This is a genomic window from Armatimonas sp., assembly GCF_043760365.1.
In the GTDB taxonomy this organism is placed as follows: Bacteria; Armatimonadota; Armatimonadia; order Armatimonadales; family Armatimonadaceae; genus Armatimonas.
On record NZ_JAYUPA010000816.1, the window covers coordinates 1 to 3,243 of the forward strand.

5 protein-coding genes are annotated in these 3,243 nt (G+C 58.1%); all 5 read left to right on the top strand.

The annotated features are described in order from the left end of the window. The coding region (locus tag ACH2EH_RS20000; RefSeq protein WP_395144458.1) for a hypothetical protein at positions 1-190 on the top strand (190 nt) is incomplete at its 5' end. 51 nt (positions 191-241) lie between these two features. Then, complete coding sequence (locus tag ACH2EH_RS20005; protein ID WP_395144460.1) at positions 242-1,513, top strand: ATP-binding protein; 1,272 nt, start codon at positions 242-244, stop codon at positions 1,511-1,513. Between the two features lie 51 nt (positions 1,514-1,564). Further along, entirely contained in the window at positions 1,565-1,801 is a 237-nt protein-coding gene (locus tag ACH2EH_RS20010; RefSeq protein WP_395144462.1) for a helix-turn-helix domain-containing protein, read from the top strand. Positions 1,802-1,887: 86 nt separating this feature from the next. Then, complete coding sequence (locus ACH2EH_RS20015) at positions 1,888-2,286, top strand: recombinase family protein (protein ID WP_395144464.1); 399 nt, start codon at positions 1,888-1,890, stop codon at positions 2,284-2,286. Positions 2,287-2,491: 205 nt separating this feature from the next. After that, on the top strand, positions 2,492-3,243 hold a 752-nt coding region (locus ACH2EH_RS20020), incomplete at its 3' end, for an adenylate/guanylate cyclase domain-containing protein (protein WP_395144466.1).

The window sequence follows — 3,243 nt, forward strand, 5'->3', positions numbered from 1 at the left end:
ACTGGCCACCGACCAGTTCGCAAAGGCGGAGTCGGGTGGGGTGACGCGCTTTGGAGTGCTCGTGCTTGCCTTCTCCTTCGATCCTATCCGCCGCTTCCTGGAGAACCGCATCGATAAGCTACTCTTTCCTGAGAAGCGCCCTACCAGGCGAGATAGATCATCTCTTGTAAATTCACCACGCAATGGGTAATATATCACCACACAACGAATAGAATTTAGCCATACGCCAGAGAACTCAACCATGCACCAGAGAAATATAACCCCGCACCTCAAAGAGGCTCTCAGCGATACCCCGGTCGTCCTGCTCACCGGAGCACGACAAACAGGAAAGACAACCCTCGCACGTGACCTTGCCTTCGCGCCAGAAGACTTTCCAGGGCGCTATGTCACCCTCGATGATCTGGAGGTACTCTCTGCTGCTAAAGCCGACCCCGGTGGGTTTCTGGCGACTCTCGCGGCCAGTGGCGAGCCGGTGATTGTGGACGAGGTGCAACACGCCCCGGAGCTTCTCCCCGCCATCAAGGCCAGCGTGGATCGAGACCGCAGACCAGGACGCTTCCTGCTCACAGGCTCCGCCAATGTTCTTGTGCTCCCTAAGGTCTCTGAGTCGCTCGCCGGACGTGTCGAGATTATGACGCTCTGGCCACTCTCCCAAGCGGAGCTAGGAGGCACTACATCCAGCTTTGTTGACTTCCTGTTCTCCGATACTCCTCTGGGAAGCCTGCCACCGCGCTCTGAGGCGATGGATCGAGCAGATGTCGTGGCTCGCGTCCTGGCAGGAGGCTACCCGGAAGCACTCACTCGCAGCACAAGTCGCCGCCAAGACTGGTACTCCTCGTACCTGACAACCATCCTCCAGCGCGATGTGCGGGATCTTGCCAATATCGAGGGTCTAACCCAGATGCCGCGCCTGATGAGCCTGCTCGCCACCCGCTCGGCTTCGTTGCTTAACCTTGCTGATCTGTCTCGCACCTTGCCGCTACCCTACACCACCCTCCAGCGCTATATGGCACTTCTGGAGGCAATCTACCTAGTGAAGCTGCTTCCTGCCTGGAGCAATAACCTGGGCACGCGCCTTCTCAAGACCCCTAAGATTCTCATAACCGATACCGGACTGGCGGGCTACCTGATGGGCGTCTCGGAGAGTCGCGTGGTGGAAGACCCCAGCCTCCTGGGTGGGCTTCTGGAGAACTTCGTAGCCCTGGAGCTGATGAAGGACGCGACTTGGAGTGAGACGCACCCTAGCTTCTACCATTGGCATACAGCCCAGCGTGAGGAAGTGGACGTCCTGATGGAATCGCGTGATGGTCGCTTGGTTGGTGTCGAAGTGAAGGCGTCTACCTCGGTCTCCAGTAGCGATTTCCGTGGTCTACGTGCCCTTCAAGCATCTGTCGGGGGTAGTGTTTCTGTCGGTGGTAAGTTTCACCGTGGCATCTTGCTCTACACGGGCCAGCATGTTCTCCCGTTTGGTGAGGGGCTTTTCGCGGTTCCTCTGTCCGCGCTCTGGAGTTAGCTTCGTAAAGTATGTCCTAGAAGCTCGGGTATGCCATACTGAAGCTCGGGTATGGCATACTGTGGCATGGCCCAAGGGGAGAGCGACGACAAATATCAGGCACTTGCACATGACTTATTGACAGTGGAGCAGGCGGCGAGCTACTTGCAGCTCTCGACCTCCTCGATCCGCTCCTACATTCGATCTGGCAAGCTGAAGGCGTTCCGCGTGGCGGGTTTGCGCAAGGTGCTGATCCAGAGGGCTGATCTCCTCGCCCTTCTGGAACCTGCTCGTCCAACAGAACCCTGAACCTCACCTCGACGAATAAGGAACGGTAAGAAGAACTAGGAACGGTCACTTGACGCGGTTTTATGCTTTGGCTACGATTCCGTTATATGAGAACAGTCATTGGCTACGCACGGTCAGCATTGACAGGCTCAAGTCTGAGTCAGCAAAGGGTTGCCTTGCTTAAAGCAGGCTGTGAGGCTGTTTTCGAGGAAGTGTGTTCTGGAATGTCGCCCCTGAAGGAGCGTCCTGCGCTGATGGGGCTGATCCAAGATCTCTGTCCTGGAGACACGCTTGCGGTTTGTGATAGGGCTCGGCTGAGCCGCTCATTTGTCGCGTTTTCCTCCATCCTGTCCGATCTCCAAGCGCGAGGGGTAGAGCTACGCGTGTTGCACGGAGCCCCGACGGCTCAATTCCAGCACCTTTGCGATCTGGGCACGAATGTCCGTAGCCGTGATATCAGGCGGGGGATCGCTCGTGCCAAAAAAGCCCGAGAGCAAGCTGCCTGAATACCCCGGAAACTGTAACCGAAAAGGAACGATTTCGTGTTACCCTGTTTACTCTGTTGCCCGCCACAAAGGGCGGCTCACGGAATCGTTCGTTAGCCTATCGCTCGCGTGAGGAAGAGATCTCGCTGCTGATTCTGCTATTCTGATTTGGCCCGTTTCGCGAGGCGATTCGGCTACAATAAGCCATGAAGCGCTACAATAAGCCATGAACCTCCCCGCAGGCACGGTCACGTTTCTGTTCACCGATATTGAGGGAAGCACCAAGCTCTGGGAAGCACAACCAGGGGCAATGCAGATTGCCCTCGCCCGCCACGATGCACTGCTACGTGAAGCGATAGAGAACGCCAATGGCTACGTCTTCAAGACCATCGGGGATGCCTTCTGTGCCGCCTTCACGACCGCCGCGGAGGCAGTGGTGGCCGCTCTGGCTGCTCAGCTTGCATTGACAGGCGAGCCTTGGCCGGAGCAGACACCTATCAAAGTGCGCATGGCACTGCACACCGGAGCGGTGGAGAGCCGGGACAAGGACTACTTTGGGCAGCCACTCAACCGTGTGGCACGGCTGCTCGCCACGGGCTACGGCGGGCAGACACTCCTCTCCGCAACAGCACAGGAGCTCGTGAGAGATTCCCTACCCGCGGCGGCTTCCCTGTTAGAGCTGGGTCGCCATCGCCTGCGTGATCTCGGTCGGCCTGAAACCATCTTTCAGCTGCTTCACCCTAAGCTAGCGGCCCCATTCCCCACGTTACGCTCCCTCGCCAGCCTTCCCAACAACCTATCTCTCCAACCGACCAGCTTCGTGGGCCGAGAGAGCGAGCTTACACAGATTTGCACACTCCTAGCAACGGCACGCCTTCTCACCCTGACCGGCTCAGGTGGCTGTGGCAAGACGCGTCTCGCCCTACAAGTGGCGGCGGATCTGCTGGATGGCGAGGGCGACGGCGCGTGGCTGGTGGA